The following is a 12,035-nucleotide window of genomic DNA, read 5'->3' as shown; positions in this document are numbered from 1 at the left end:
CAAGTCATCCGGAACACTGCATGCTTGTAATATATATTTTGCATTCTTTTATCATATTTTTGATGAAAAATGCTATTTACTCGTCCGGGTTACTTAAAAAGTGTGAGTCGGATCTGCGCGGATAGCGGCATGAATCGGGATTTTGACCACTAGCAGGAGAAAATATGCCTTCCATATCTACTCGCCGCGCCAACGCAACGGACGCAGGGACGGTCGTCCGTTTTATTCACGCGCTACTCGATGAACTCACTGGCGGGAAAGCGCCCGCGCCCGACGACGTGAGACAAAGCGCGGAGATAATGCTTGCCGACGCTGGCGTGGTAGCAGTGATCGCAAGTGCAGATGACGAGCCGGTCGGCATCATGGTGCTGAATGAATGCACGGCGATCTATGCAGGAGGTAAGTTCGGTTATATTTCGGAGCTGTATGTTCGACCCGAAAAGCGCTCCAAAGGGATTGCCCCTCATCTGCTTGAGGTCGCCTCGCGGGAAGGCCGTGCGCGTGGTTGGAAGCGACTTGAGCTTGCAGCGCCCAGGCAACCAAAATGGAAGCGCACGCTCGATTTCTATCTGCGCAACGGCTTCGAGGAACTCGGCCCCCGGCTCTGTCGGATTATCTAGACTCAGAGTTTGCTATGGGCTGCTCAAAGCAACCTGCACGATCTCAGCGGGTTGAGGTCCGGCGTGGTCGCTGCCTGACGCTGCAATCGTACCAGCATCGTCATCGCAAATGTGTGCCTCGGATAATGCAGGGTTCCCGTCACGCCGGCTGCCCGGACGCATCGGCAAAAACCGCCGTCAATCGGGTCACGCCAACGACGTTTCCTTGAGGGTTGAGGAACAGAGCCGAGGGCGGCAATTTTGCCAACCTACAGGGGCGCTGCATAGACGACCGCACCTGACTTGCACCCGGTTACGCTGCGTATAGCCGAATGGCGGATCATTCCTATGAGGGTAGTCCTATGAAATTGTACGCGAAAGTCTTTGGTGGAGCGGCAGCGTTGCTCGCTGCCTGGCCGGCGATGGCCAGCAACGCGGTGGCGAGCGAACCGGCGCCCTACAATCCCAATTTCTCTTTCGTTGGCGGCGTCGGCGTCATCGACATCGAGGCCAACGAGCTGGTCTATCAGGCTCCCGGCAGCGGCTCGAAGCTGAGCCACCTTATCTGGGAAAGCACCTCTCCGGTCATTTCAGCCGAGATGACGGCGCGCAGCGAGGCCGGCTGGACCGCCAAGCTTTCCGGCCAGATCGCCTTCAGCGGCGACAGCTACATGGAAGACTATGACTGGAACCCGTCATTCTCGACCAATGATGGCTGGAACGACTGGAGCAACCGTTCGCGCCATTCCGACACCGATCTTGATTACTTCTATTCGGCAACCGTCGCGCTCGGCCACGATTTCCAGTTCAGCGACCAGCTGCTGATCAACGTCAACGGTGGTTTCAAGTACACCTCGGTCAAGTGGACTGCCTATGGCGGCTCCTATGTCTACAGCGTTGCCGGCTTCCGGGATTCGGTTGGCGACTTCCCAGACGCAAAGGCCATCAGCTACCAGCAGAAATTGCCGGTCGCCTTCGCCGGCATCGATGCGACCTATGTCCAGGATCGCTGGAACTTCGGCTTTGCGCTGAAGGGCGGCACGACCTTCTCGGCCGGCGCTACCGATCATCACTGGATGCGTGACCTGCGCTTCGAGGATGATTTCGAATCGGCGCCGGTTCTGATGGTCGGCGGCAGCGTCGGCTACCAGTACAACGAGCGGACCAGCTTCTTCGTCTCCGGTTCCTACGAAAAGGTGTTCACCGCACGCGGCGACTACAACACCTATGACATTGCGACCGGCGCAGAGACTGGCGCCGAAGACGACTGGATCGGCGGCGATTTTGCCGCGGCGACGGTGATGGTCGGCATCAAGACCTCGTTCTGATTGAACGAGTGCGACCGGAACGCCAAACCGATGTCCGCACGGCGCAGAAATCTGACGCGCCCGCGCGCCTGACGGCGCGTGCCGGATGCTCGTGAACCGAGCCCGCTTTTTCTTCGCCAGGCTCAGGCGGTCTCGGCCATCCGGCTTCGCCCCCTGGCGCGGGCAGCCTTCGGCTGCTGACGGTCGCCGCCCTGTCGGCCGGCGCGGTTTGTTCGTTGGCCGTTCCCGGCGGCGCGCGGTGGGCGGCACTCCCTTCTAGGCCCGCCGCGGCATCCCGCAACCCTTCGCTTCGCTTCGGGTCCTCCTCTTCGTTCCGGTCCTTCGGATGCGGTCCGCCTCCGACGGCGGGCCTTTCCGGTCGCGTCTCGCCGCCCACCCCGCTTCCGGGGAAAGGCGCGGGATTGAAGAGCGGAGGACCAGACGATGCGTGCAAAACACCAGCGTTCCGGCAGCCGAGAGGCTGGCGCGGGCAGGGGCGGGCGCCCGGCGGCAGAGGCCCTTGGCAACGCCCATTCCAAGCTTCCGCCCGACACAGCGGAACAGACGCTTGCAAGCTCGGCAAGGCGGACGCTGCCGAGTTCGGGGAAGCCGAAGCCGAGGTCGCAAAGGCCGAAAAGGGTGTCGCCGTCGGCGTCGAGTTCAGTGAGAAGCCTGTCGCAGCAGCCGCTCGGCTTCGGTGATGTGGTGCAACTTGCCCACATTCCGCTTGATAAGCTCAACATTTCCGCGCTCAACATGCGCCATTCCAAACGCGCGCCCGACGTGTCGGACATCCTGCATCGGTTCGCGCGCGCGGCGTCCTGGTGCCGCTTCTGGTGCGGCCCAACGGCACGCCGGAAAGCTTCGAGATCGTCGCCGGCCGGCGCCGCTATTTCGCCGCCAAGTCGCTCGCCGACGAGCGAGGCGAGGGCAATGCCTTGCCCTGCGCCATCATGGAAGACGGCGACGACGCTCACGCGCTCGAAGCCTCGCTGATCGAAAACTTCGCCCGTCTCGATCCCGACGAGGTGTCGCAGTGGGAGACGTTTTCGCGGCTGATCATGGAGGGCCGCAGCGTTGATGACATCGCCGCCACTTTCGGCATCACCGAGCTTCTGGTCAAACGCATTCTGGCGCTCGGCGATCTCCTGCCCAAGATCCGCGAGGCCTATCGGCGCGCCGACATCGACGCCGAGACGGCGCGCCATCTGACCATGGCCTCCAAGGCGCAGTAGAAGGATTGGCTGGCGCTTGATGCCGACCCCGAGCAATACGCGCCGCGCGGCCACCAGTTGAAGCAATGGCTGTTCGGCGGCCAGTCGATTTCCACCAAGATGGCGCTGTTTGCCATCGAGGATTATCCGGGCCTGATCGTCTGCGACCTGTTCGGTGAGGACAGCTATTTCGCCGATGCCGACCTGTTCTGGCAAAAGCAGAACGAGGCCATTGCCGCCAAACGCGACGCCTATCTGGAAGCCGGCTGGCCCGAGGTGGCCGTGCTCGAACCGGGGCAGCATTTCCAGTCATGGGACTGCGAAAAGACGCCGAGGAAGAAGGGCGGCAAGGTCTTCATATCGGTCTCGCATCGCGGCGCGGTCGAATGCCACGAGGGCTGGCTGTCGCGCAAGGAGGCCCGCCGCGCCCGCGCGCAAGGCGAGGGCGGCGAGCACGAAGAATCCGCCGCCAAGCCGTCGCGGCCGGAACTCACCGGGCCGATGCAGAACTATCTCGATCTGCACCGCCACGGTGCCGTGCGCACCGCCATGCTCGACCATCCTTGTGTCGCGCTGCGCCTGATGGTGGCGCATGCCATCACAGGCTCGGGCCTGTGGCAGGTTCGCCGCGAGCCGCAGCGCACCGCCAATGAAGCGGTGGCGGCAAGCCTCGCAGCCTGCAGGCCGAAGCCGCGTTCGCCGAAAAACGGCGCGCGGTGCTGGCGCTGCTTGGGCAGGCCGACGAGGAGGGTGCGATAGCCGGCGGCAATGGCGACGCCTTTGCGCTTGCCGCCGTCTTCGCCCGTTTGCTGGCACTTTGCGACGACGACGTCATGCGCGTTCTCAGCCTTGTCATGGCCGAGACGCTCGAAGCCGGCAGCGCCGTCGTCGAGGCGCTCGGCAACCATCTGGGGATCGACATCGGCGCGTGGTGGCAACCGGACGACGCCTTCTTCGATCTGCTGCGCGACAAGGAGATCGCCAATGCAAAGTTGGCCGACCTCGCCGGCAAGCCTGTCGCCGACGGCAATGTCGCCGAGAAGGTCAAGACGCAAAAGAAGATCATCCGCGATTGCCTCGCGGGCGAGAACGGCCGCGAGAAAATCGACAACTGGCTGCCCAACTGGATGAAATTCCCGGTCGAAAGCTACACGAAACGCGGCGGCTTCCGCACCGCCGATCAATGGGCGAGCGTCCAGCCGCTGTTCGTCCGCCAATAGCTGCCAAGCCGGGCGGCGGCTCTTGTCAAGTGCCGCCGCCTCGTTTGCCTGCCGCTGGAATATTGGCTGATGCGCACGGCGATCCGAACAGCATTTGTCACGCGCTAGGCTATTGTGCGTTGCACAAAAACCGACGCCCGCCTACACCTCCTTCCGTTGCGGGAATCGGGCTTGGACCAGCGGCGAGGCAGTGAAAAGAGATGCTTCGTCGATATCATATTGCATTCATAGCTGAGGACCCTTCATGACCCTTTCGAGCCCTGACAAATCCGGCGCCGCCAGTCTCGAGGCCATCGCGCGAAACGGCGGCGTGCTGCGCCGCATCGCCGTGCGCATTCCGACCTATCTGTCGGACATTCGCGAGAACCCGGCCTGGCTGCCGATGTTCGTGCTCGCCCGCACCATGCCGGCTCGCCGGATGCACTGGCGTGGGGCAAAGCCGGTTCGCGTGTCGCAAAAAGCCCACGACACCATCTTTGCCGGCGTCAATCGCCAGGACGTTGTCGAGGCGCTGCGGTCGGACGGGCTGTTTTGCGGGCTCGTCCTGCCGACTTCCATCCATGAGGAGATCGCCGCCTTCGCCCGCTACACGCCTTGTTTCGGCAATTTCGATCGCCGTCTCGAATTCATGGCTGAGGACCATGCCGAGGCCGAGAAGCGTTTCGGCCGCTCCTTGCTCAGCGGCCACTTTTTCGAACACATCCTCGGCTGCAAGGCAGCGGTCGCCATCCAGAACGACCCGCTGCTGCTCGACATCGCCGCGCATTATCTGGGCGCTCAGGCGAAATTGATCACCACACGCGTGTGGTGGAGCTTCCCGACCAGCGAGGCTTCCGACGCCGACAAGAACCGTGCCTCGCTCGGCAAGTATCATTTCGATCTCGATGACTGGAGGATGCTGAAATTCTTCTTCTATCTGACGCCCGTCGACGAAGGCACCGGCCCGCATGTTTATGTGCGGGGCAGCCACAAGCGGCGCATCCTCAAGCATCAGCTGACGCTGCTTGTCGGCCATCCGGCGCAGGAGGTTCTCAAGGTCTATGGCGATGACAGCCCCGTCACGCTGACCGGCGAAGCCGGTCTCGGCTTTGTCGAGGATCCGTTCGGCTTCCATATGGGCACCGTGCCTTCGCGCACGCCACGGCTGATGATGGAAGTCGGCTTCGGCGTGTCGCCGCCCTCGCGCCGGCGCTTCCATGGCGAGCCGGTTATTCGCTGATCTCGCAAAAGTCCTTAAAACAGCCTTCCCCAGATCAGACGCCTGGTTCTCCCTTGGGCTGGCTGGTGCCATGGCGTCGTCATGGGATCAGCTGGCGCATGACTGGATTGGGCAGATACTTAAGGAAAATCACATATTTACGGGCCATTGTGTGCAAAAATCGCACACGAAAGTTCTGCTTCTCTCGCTTTTTCGTTCCCACGATGAAGCAACCGACAGCCCTTTTCGGACGCTCTTCTGCACACGATATTGACCGCTTCAATGCTGCCGGCGGCGCTCGCCAGTCGGACGACGACGTTTGAATGCTCTTTCGCTAGGGTGAGCGCCCTGAGCCAATCATCATGCTGCCGGCGAACCACGTACCGGCGGCTCAAAACGACGTATTTTGGACTTTCCGCGGCGCCCTCCTGGCGTTCTCATTGACAGGAGAGACATCGAATGATGGAATGTCCTTGGTCCTAGGACAGAGGACAAGCTGCAATGATTGGAATGAAAAGTCAGGATATCGTGGTGCTTCTGAAGCTCGTGAGCTTGCAGGAGCAAGGAGAGTTCGCGGGCCATGGGGAACAGCGTAGGGGCCTTGCGGGCGAGGACCCCTTCTCTGTTCGCGGGCTGGAATCCCTAACAGGTATCAGCAAGACGGAGATCAACGCCTCCTTAAAGCGCAGTCTCTCATCGGGGTTGGCCATTAAAGACCGGGATACGGGACGGGCCAATCCTCACCGCCGCAATCTCTATGAATTTATCGTCCACGGCCTGAAGTTCGTGTTTCCCGCGGAGGCAGGCGCGATGACGCGCGGTATTCCGACGGCGTTCGCCGCGCCGATGCTGAAGGGGCTATTGGTCAGCGGAGGCGAGTACATACACATATGGCCCCATGCCCAAGGGCGGGACATGGGGCAGTCGGTTGAACCTTTGTTCAAGAGTGTGCCTGAAGCAGTCCAGAAAGATGAACGGCTCTACGAATATCTTGCTCTCGTTGATGCCATCCGGCTCGGCAATCAGCGCGAAGCGGGCCTGGCTGGACAGCGGCTTTCGGGGAGGTTCCTGAAAAAATGACGGTCCGAGGCCAATTGCTCCTGATGCTGCAGACGGTGGCGGAAGCTTTGGGGGAAGACTTCCGGGAACGGCTGGTCTTTGTCGGCGGGTGCACAACCGCTCTTTTTATAACAGACGAAGTGACCCTTGAGGATGTGAGGGCGACTGACGACGTCGACCTCATCGTCGATCTTGCCGGTTATGGAGAGTGGGCGCAGTTGCGGGAAGAATTGAGGCAGCGAGGTTTCGCTGAGTCCCCCGAGGACAACGTCATCTGCCGGATGCGGCTGCGGGACCTCAAGGTCGACTTTATGCCGGACGATGCCGGCATACTCGGCTTCACTAACCACTGGTACGCAGCTGGGATCGAAACGGCAGTAACCCATGAATTGACCGATACGCTCAGGATTAAAAATCTTTCCCCGGAGCTATTTGTCGCGACAAAGCTGGAAGCTTATCTCGGGCGCGGCGCAGGTGATCTGTTCATGAGCCGTGACATGGAAGATATCCTCCTCATCGTCGACGGGCGGCCGGAGATCGTGGACGAGATTCTTGCTGCAGAGGCCGAAGTCCACCGGTTCATCGCCGAACAGTTCACAGTCCTGCTTCAGAACGGCGACTTCGAATATTTCCTTGAGGGAAATGTCCGCGGCCCGGCAGGGCGGACCGATATAGTGCGAGACCGGTTTGTCGCCATTAGTCGTGGCGCCGGGTGAAGAGGATGGTGGCAGCCAGTGCAGGAGCACGTGTGATGATTTCGTTTGAGGTCGGCAGCAAGGGCGTCACGCTCGAATACGAACCGCACTTCGGTGGCAATATGCCTGGGTGACGCGGGAGCTCAAGGCGGCGGGCAAGGTGACGCTGAGCCGGGTCTTCTTCTTCCGCAGTTCCGACCTCGTGGCGGAGACGGCGCACGGTGCCGCGCACGACAACGAGGCGGACGAGGACGATCGACCGCTCTATCGGTTTCGGTTCGCGACCACAAAAGACGGATATCACCGCATTCCCGGGCGGATCCTGGGGATCGACAACGATGTGCTGATCGTCGCGGAGGGGATCGCGCCGGACCGGAAGGTCTTTGTCGCCGAGCGCAATATCAGCATCTTTCGGCGCATTGCAAAGCTGAAGCCCGGCAGCGAAAACGTCGTTGGCGGCGACCGGGTCGACAGCATCGCCGTCGACGCCTTCGGCGAGCTGCTCGAGATACGTCGACCTGTGCGTGGTCGACGCCAACGGCAACATCGACGTCATCGAGATCAAGAAGCCTTTTGACGACATTCTGCTGAGCAGAGGAATTTATCGTGGCAACAGCGTTCCGACCAAGGAGCTGTCAGGCACCATCATGCAGGCCGAGAAATACCTGTTCCACCTCTCCAAATGGGGCATTGAGGGGGAGCGCGAACTGTCGAAGCGATACGGGTCAGCACTTCCCGCCGGCCTCCAGATCCGGGTGACCAATCCCAAGGCGCTGCTTCTGCTCGGCCGCGATCGCCGAACGGACGGCACGGGCGGGCTCACCGAGAACCAATCGTTCGACCTGGAGGTGATCAAGCGGAAATATGTGAATATGATGGACATCGTCACCTACGACGATCTGCTCCGCCGCCTCGACAGAATCATCGTCTCGCTGACGGAGCGCGCGGGCTCGGCCGGATTGGGGCAACGCGCGGACAAGCGTGGCACAGACCGGCGGGATTCAACCGACAGGTGCGCGGGCGGCGGGGATGCGTCGGGAGCTGATGCGTGCTGAAGGGCGTTTCGACCTCTTTTGCTCGGCGGAGTTGAGGCATGTTCGCGGGCACGAAAGGAGACCTCGTCCATGAATGCCCAGGAACTTCTCGACAAGATTAAGGAACTGCCCAACAAGCCGGTCGATGTGCCCACGCCGCCGGCGATCGAGCTCGTCGCCATGGTGGTGCGCTGGGGTCGCCATCTCAAGCAGTGGAAAGCCACCACGCTCGCCGACTTCGCGCGTGTCTCGCTGTCGACGGTCGAGCGCGTCGAACGCGCGAAGAAGGTGAGCGACGAGGCGCTCGACCGCATCGCCCAAGCGCTAGGCCACGCGCCGGGCGCGTTCACCACGCCGAGCCTGCCGATCGGTCCGGACAAGGCGGCCGAACAACACCTCGTCGAGGCGTTTGGCCATCTCGAACCGGTGGCGGTGTCGCCGATGAAGACGCACAAGGCCATCCGCGATGCCGCGAAGTGCGACGCCTATCTCATCCACCGTCCCGGCGTGCCCGACACCCATGACGACCACATCGCTAATCTCGGCGAATGGCTCGATCTCGCCTCGTTCATCCTCTCCGACATCGTCGAGGAGCCATTGTCGTCGGGGCGAGGGCGGCGCCAGCTCTACAATGACATTCTTGCCGCGGTGTGCGAGCTGGAGCGCCGCGGGCTGACGGTCCTGTCCGGTGTCATGGCCGCGCCCCAGCCGGGCATGCCTGACTGGAAGGTCGCCATTGTCTCGGTGACGCCGCGCCTCACCGATCCCGGCGCGCCGAGGCGTCGTCGCGTCCTGGTCGACCGCCGGACGGTCGCCGTGACGCCGGGCTGGCTCACCGACGATTAGGGGATGAGGGCGAGGCGCTCGGTGATGAACTGGGCGATCTCGGCGGGATTGAAGCGTCGCGCGTCGACGTAGCCGTCGGTGCGGAACACGCCATCGACGGCGCCGTCGTCGACGCGCACGTACATGACGCGCTGCTCGTCCCGAGCCATGATGATTTCGCGGATCGCGCGGAACTCGACGCCGCACCCCTTGCGCTGATAGTCGGCGCCGATGAAGACTACGATGAGCTTGGAGCGGTTGCGATAGATGTCCTGCAGCAGGGTGTCGAGCGATGGCCGGGCAAGCTGGGAGACGTAGTTGTTGTCGTAGAAATAGGCGTTGGGGCCGAGACTCGCCTCGAGCTCGCGGGCCACCTGCTCGACCAGCCCGCGGGCTTCGCCGGGAAACGAGAGACCAACATCGAAATGGTGCTGGGTGATGTCGACGGCGCGGCTGGCCTGCCGCGTCCACGAGAGCAAGGCAATGCCCCGCGCAGCGTGCAGTTCTTTCGGCAGGTTGACGTCCTTGATCGCCCAGTGCGTGCGATTCATCTCCCATTTGCCGATGTCGAGCTCGAAAGCGAGGGCGTCGAAGTCGGCCGCGCTGAAGGACGATAAACGAGCGATCTTCGCCGCCGCCGCGCACGCGCAACGCGCCGTAGACTATCTGTTGCGCTTCAGCGCCTCCGAAGCAGCCGCCGCGTGAGCGGCGGCCTTCTGGCCGAAGCGTCTACAGCATGCGACGGTTGGCCGTCGCTGCCACGCCGAGTGTCACGTTACGCGTCGGCGTGGGTATCGGCGCGCAAGAGAACATCGTCAAAAATAACGCCGGCCTCATCGCTTATGGCTGACAGGGCGACTTGATAGCGTACATACTCGCCGGGCGCGAATTCCACTCCGAACCGGTCGACGACATCCTTTTGGGAAAGCCTGAAGCCGTAGGTGCGTAGCGATCGGCGCCCATTGGTATCGCGCGTCGAGACCGCAACCACTTTCCAAAAGACAAGAGGATACTGCACCGGGCCGGTCCCGAAATCTTCGGATGGATCGTTCGGGTTCAAGATCGGACCCGCTATGATGCAGGCGCGCGTGTCACCTGATTGCAAGTCGCGTTGAATGTGGTTTTCGAAACCGCCCCACAAGCCTTGAACTCCCGGCCATTGCTTTCCCGGTTGGGAGCGGTTGAAGGCCGCGTGCTGCGGCGTGCAATTTGAGAAGTGAAACGTGTCGGAATTGGCAAACTCGATTTCCGTCGGCGTATCACCCCAGGCATTGTCTTCCCTACGCACGATATGACCCCGGTCGATCTGTTTGGCGGGCGCGTAGATGTCGGGATCGCCCAACTGGTATTTCTGGGGAATTCGCGGGTCAAACACCCAACGATCTTGACCGAAGAAGGCGCGGCCGCTGGAGGTCCTTTTCGATGCATCGTAATCGACATTCACCGCCGACCACATCTGCATGCGCCGGGAAGCGTTCATCGCCAGGCTGAAGTGATGGTACTTGAGCACGACGATCTGGCCATTCTCCTTATACATCTCCTGGTCCCGCTCCTGCGAAATGCTTTGGCGCGCTAACCCTCGCGGGCTTTATTGCGCTCGCGATGCACTGGCGTGCTGTGGCGATGGGTCAACGGCATGAGGCCTCACCGATCACGACCCACGGCAAGCAAGAGTCAGCGGATTGAAACTGTCAGTCAATTGCGGGCGACGAAAGAGGCTTGCGGCTCAGCAATTCCAGCAACCTGGCCGGTAACGGCAGATCCGGCAACCCACGCCAGCATCACCCACTCGGAAACGGACATGCCGCCGGCGCGCGCGTAGAGCATTGCGCCTACCACGGCTGAGAACAGGCCTAACCCCACCGCCAACATCACGGCCATCTTAAACAGCGCGTGTGGCGGTTTCTGTCCGACAAACTGTCCGCAGGCGTACATGGCGGCAATGGGGATGCTCACGGCGATGACAAGAAGTCCGATTGTTGCAAAGAACACCATCTCTCTCATCCCCGCCGCCTTTACGGCGTTTGCACTGTAGCCGCATCTTGCCCAGCGCCATCAACAGAGTGTCTCGCAAGCAATTCCGTCGCCATCGCGATCCAGCTTGCCGCCCCATGGACAGTTGTTGAGATACCATTGGGCTTCGTCGCAAGAGCTGATTTGCGAGCATGTCCGCCGCGGTTGGCATGAAAAGCTTTGCGCTACCTGTGGGCGGCTGCTGATGCCGAGTGGCTGGCTCGACGGCCTCGCATCACCGGCGTGCACAGCCCGCCATTCCCAGGGCGCCTGAAACGCTCCGACCCAAAGACCGAGTTTCGCGGCCTCCGCCTTCGCCTGCTGCGCTGAATAGGCCCCGTGGCTGAAGCGGGGCCAATCCAGAGCCTGGCCGTGCTCGACCATCCAGGAGGCGACGCTGACGCCATCCGCGCGCTGGCAATCACCGACAAACCGGTGATATCGGTCCCAAGTCACGAAGGTGCAGTGCACCGGCCTGGAGGCCGCTAGAAAGACGTCCAGTGCTTCGGCTGAACGGCGTCCGCAGGGATAGTCGAATCCCTTGGCGTCGCTGCAGTACTGCTTGCTCTCCGGCGCGTCGATGCCGTTGAAACGGATACGCTGACCATGGATTTCGATGGTGTCGCCATCGATGACGGACGCGACGCCAGCGATTGGCTCCGGCTTCGACCCGAAAAAGTTCGAAACCCCAACGTCTGATATTCGGTCGGTGTGCTGCATGGCTGATTGCGTGGCTAAGGCGGCAGCGGCAGCCACTGTCACAAAGACCAGGCCCAACGGCAGGCTTGCGCGACGCCAGGCGGGTGATCGACCCACGCCATTGCCCTTGCGCCCCCAACCCGAGCGATTTTTGTATCGAGATTTGTCCAAG

At 61.7% G+C, this 12,035-nt stretch carries 15 protein-coding genes and 2 pseudogenes; 12 read left to right on the top strand and 5 right to left on the bottom strand.

Translation table 11 applies throughout. From position 1 onward, the window contains the following. Positions 1-164 precede the first annotated feature (164 nt). Together ACSQ3Z_RS35460 and ACSQ3Z_RS35455 are read left to right on the top strand one after the other, a co-directional pair. Positions 165-620, top strand: a complete 456-nt coding sequence (locus ACSQ3Z_RS35460) for a GNAT family N-acetyltransferase (RefSeq protein ID WP_107652995.1) — start codon at positions 165-167, stop codon at positions 618-620. Positions 621-961: 341 nt separating this feature from the next. Beyond that, positions 962-1,927, top strand: coding sequence for an omptin family outer membrane protease (locus ACSQ3Z_RS35455; protein ID WP_436175721.1), 966 nt, complete (start codon positions 962-964; stop codon positions 1,925-1,927). 542 nt (positions 1,928-2,469) lie between these two features. Here ACSQ3Z_RS35455 and ACSQ3Z_RS35450 read toward each other — a convergent pair. After that, positions 2,470-2,583 (bottom strand): annotated as a pseudogene (locus ACSQ3Z_RS35450) (DUF2958 domain-containing protein); the annotation flags it as partial. Positions 2,584-2,730: 147 nt separating this feature from the next. On the opposite strand from ACSQ3Z_RS35450, the gene ACSQ3Z_RS35445 reads away from it, so the two are divergent. The 9 genes from ACSQ3Z_RS35445 (at position 2,731) to ACSQ3Z_RS35405 (ending at position 9,172) form a co-directional block, all read left to right on the top strand. Continuing rightward, complete coding sequence (locus ACSQ3Z_RS35445; RefSeq protein WP_436175720.1) at positions 2,731-3,141, top strand: ParB/RepB/Spo0J family partition protein; 411 nt, start codon at positions 2,731-2,733, stop codon at positions 3,139-3,141. Positions 3,142-3,198: 57 nt separating this feature from the next. Then, positions 3,199-3,879, top strand: coding sequence for a hypothetical protein (locus ACSQ3Z_RS35440; RefSeq protein WP_436175719.1), 681 nt, complete (start codon positions 3,199-3,201; stop codon positions 3,877-3,879). Continuing rightward, complete coding sequence (locus ACSQ3Z_RS35435) at positions 3,837-4,340, top strand: hypothetical protein (protein WP_436175718.1); 504 nt, start codon at positions 3,837-3,839, stop codon at positions 4,338-4,340. The genes ACSQ3Z_RS35440 and ACSQ3Z_RS35435 overlap by 43 nt, the downstream gene beginning before the upstream one ends. A gap of 244 nt (positions 4,341-4,584) precedes the next feature. Further along, positions 4,585-5,559 (top strand): hypothetical protein, encoded by a 975-nt coding sequence (locus ACSQ3Z_RS35430; protein WP_436175717.1) that lies wholly within the window; start codon positions 4,585-4,587, stop codon positions 5,557-5,559. Positions 5,560-6,048: 489 nt separating this feature from the next. Further along, on the top strand, positions 6,049-6,618 hold the full coding sequence (locus ACSQ3Z_RS35425; protein WP_436175783.1) for a hypothetical protein: 570 nt from the start codon (positions 6,049-6,051) through the stop codon (positions 6,616-6,618). A gap of 23 nt (positions 6,619-6,641) precedes the next feature. Then, the gene (locus ACSQ3Z_RS35420) at positions 6,642-7,313 is read left to right on the top strand and encodes a hypothetical protein (protein WP_436175716.1); all 672 of its coding nucleotides are present in this window, start codon (positions 6,642-6,644) and stop codon (positions 7,311-7,313) included. A 109-nt stretch (positions 7,314-7,422) separates the two neighbouring features. Further along, positions 7,423-7,869: a hypothetical protein gene (locus ACSQ3Z_RS35415; RefSeq protein WP_436175715.1), complete on the top strand. Its 447-nt coding sequence runs from the start codon at positions 7,423-7,425 to the stop codon at positions 7,867-7,869. Further along, a complete protein-coding gene (locus ACSQ3Z_RS35410; protein ID WP_436175714.1) occupies positions 7,817-8,347 on the top strand; it encodes a Shedu immune nuclease family protein in 531 nt (176 codons plus the stop codon). Before ACSQ3Z_RS35415 ends, ACSQ3Z_RS35410 begins: the two co-directional genes overlap by 53 nt. A gap of 69 nt (positions 8,348-8,416) precedes the next feature. Continuing rightward, complete coding sequence (locus ACSQ3Z_RS35405) at positions 8,417-9,172, top strand: helix-turn-helix domain-containing protein (RefSeq protein WP_436175713.1); 756 nt, start codon at positions 8,417-8,419, stop codon at positions 9,170-9,172. On the opposite strand, the pseudogene ACSQ3Z_RS35400 reads toward ACSQ3Z_RS35405, so the two are convergent. Then, a pseudogene (locus ACSQ3Z_RS35400) lies at positions 9,169-9,756 on the bottom strand (hypothetical protein); the annotation flags it as partial. The gene ACSQ3Z_RS35405 and the pseudogene ACSQ3Z_RS35400 sit on opposite strands and share 4 nt — an antisense overlap. Here ACSQ3Z_RS35400 and ACSQ3Z_RS35395 point away from each other — a divergent pair. Continuing rightward, the gene (locus tag ACSQ3Z_RS35395) at positions 9,716-9,856 is read left to right on the top strand and encodes a hypothetical protein (RefSeq protein ID WP_246738877.1); all 141 of its coding nucleotides are present in this window, start codon (positions 9,716-9,718) and stop codon (positions 9,854-9,856) included. The pseudogene ACSQ3Z_RS35400 and the gene ACSQ3Z_RS35395 sit on opposite strands and share 41 nt — an antisense overlap. Positions 9,857-9,926: 70 nt before the next feature. Here the strand turns inward: ACSQ3Z_RS35395 and ACSQ3Z_RS35390 are convergent, their stop codons facing one another. From ACSQ3Z_RS35390 to ACSQ3Z_RS35380, 3 genes are all read right to left on the bottom strand, one after another. Next, positions 9,927-10,712 (bottom strand): DNA/RNA non-specific endonuclease, encoded by a 786-nt coding sequence (locus tag ACSQ3Z_RS35390; protein WP_436175782.1) that lies wholly within the window; start codon positions 10,710-10,712, stop codon positions 9,927-9,929. Between the two features lie 134 nt (positions 10,713-10,846). Then, the gene (locus tag ACSQ3Z_RS35385; protein WP_436175712.1) at positions 10,847-11,155 is read right to left on the bottom strand and encodes a hypothetical protein; all 309 of its coding nucleotides are present in this window, start codon (positions 11,153-11,155) and stop codon (positions 10,847-10,849) included. A gap of 51 nt (positions 11,156-11,206) precedes the next feature. After that, the gene (locus ACSQ3Z_RS35380) at positions 11,207-12,034 is read right to left on the bottom strand and encodes an excalibur calcium-binding domain-containing protein (RefSeq protein WP_436175711.1); all 828 of its coding nucleotides are present in this window, start codon (positions 12,032-12,034) and stop codon (positions 11,207-11,209) included. Position 12,035 lies beyond the last annotated feature (1 nt).

This window comes from Mesorhizobium sp. LjNodule214 (assembly GCF_964252735.1).
In the GTDB taxonomy this organism is placed as follows: domain Bacteria; phylum Pseudomonadota; class Alphaproteobacteria; order Rhizobiales; family Rhizobiaceae; genus Mesorhizobium.
Note: the sequence above shows the minus strand (reverse complement) of the source record. Positions and strands in the feature narration are given on the sequence as shown.

Bases quoted from the DNA above. Each gene is read 5' to 3' on its own strand.
- ACSQ3Z_RS35460 (WP_107652995.1), top strand. From the start codon at position 165: ATGCCTTCCATATCTACTCGCCGCGCCAACGCAACGGACGCAGGGACG.
- ACSQ3Z_RS35455 (WP_436175721.1), top strand. From the start codon at position 962: ATGAAATTGTACGCGAAAGTCTTTGGTGGAGCGGCAGCGTTGCTCGCT.
- ACSQ3Z_RS35430 (WP_436175717.1), top strand. From the start codon at position 4,585: ATGACCCTTTCGAGCCCTGACAAATCCGGCGCCGCCAGTCTCGAGGCC.
- ACSQ3Z_RS35425 (WP_436175783.1), top strand. From the start codon at position 6,049: ATGAAAAGTCAGGATATCGTGGTGCTTCTGAAGCTCGTGAGCTTGCAG.
- ACSQ3Z_RS35420 (WP_436175716.1), top strand. From the start codon at position 6,642: ATGCTGCAGACGGTGGCGGAAGCTTTGGGGGAAGACTTCCGGGAACGG.
- ACSQ3Z_RS35405 (WP_436175713.1), top strand. From the start codon at position 8,417: ATGAATGCCCAGGAACTTCTCGACAAGATTAAGGAACTGCCCAACAAG.
- ACSQ3Z_RS35395 (WP_246738877.1), top strand. From the start codon at position 9,716: ATGTCGAGCTCGAAAGCGAGGGCGTCGAAGTCGGCCGCGCTGAAGGAC.
- ACSQ3Z_RS35385 (WP_436175712.1), bottom strand. From the start codon at position 11,155: ATGAGAGAGATGGTGTTCTTTGCAACAATCGGACTTCTTGTCATCGCC.